Annotated in this window: 1 protein-coding gene; it reads left to right on the forward strand. The window is 52.4% G+C overall.

What is annotated here, in order from left to right:
* Nucleotides 1-66: 66 nt before the first annotated feature.
* Complete coding sequence (locus ABD151_RS21720; protein WP_001067855.1) at nucleotides 67-771, forward strand: IS6-like element IS26 family transposase; 705 nt, start codon at nucleotides 67-69, stop codon at nucleotides 769-771.
* The last annotated feature ends 52 nt before the right edge of the window (nucleotides 772-823 follow it).

Genomic DNA, 823 nt, shown 5'->3' on the forward strand with positions numbered 1-823 from the left:
AACGGCACTGTTGCAAATAGTCGGTGGTGATAAACTTATCATCCCCTTTTGCTGATGGAGCTGCACATGAACCCATTCAAAGGCCGGCATTTTCAGCGTGACATCATTCTGTGGGCCGTACGCTGGTACTGCAAATACGGCATCAGTTACCGTGAGCTGCAGGAGATGCTGGCTGAACGCGGAGTGAATGTCGATCACTCCACGATTTACCGCTGGGTTCAGCGTTATGCGCCTGAAATGGAAAAACGGCTGCGCTGGTACTGGCGTAACCCTTCCGATCTTTGCCCGTGGCACATGGATGAAACCTACGTGAAGGTCAATGGCCGCTGGGCGTATCTGTACCGGGCCGTCGACAGCCGGGGCCGCACTGTCGATTTTTATCTCTCCTCCCGTCGTAACAGCAAAGCTGCATACCGGTTTCTGGGTAAAATCCTCAACAACGTGAAGAAGTGGCAGATCCCGCGATTCATCAACACGGATAAAGCGCCCGCCTATGGTCGCGCGCTTGCTCTGCTCAAACGCGAAGGCCGGTGCCCGTCTGACGTTGAACACCGACAGATTAAGTACCGGAACAACGTGATTGAATGCGATCATGGCAAACTGAAACGGATAATCGGCGCCACGCTGGGATTTAAATCCATGAAGACGGCTTACGCCACCATCAAAGGTATTGAGGTGATGCGTGCACTACGCAAAGGCCAGGCCTCAGCATTTTATTATGGTGATCCCCTGGGCGAAATGCGCCTGGTAAGCAGAGTTTTTGAAATGTAAGGCCTTTGAATAAGACAAAAGGCTGCCTCATCGCTAACTTTGCAACAGTGCC

The sequence above is a fragment of the Nocardioides dubius genome (assembly GCF_039528155.1).
Classification (GTDB): Bacteria; Actinomycetota; Actinomycetes; order Propionibacteriales; family Nocardioidaceae; genus Nocardioides; species Nocardioides dubius.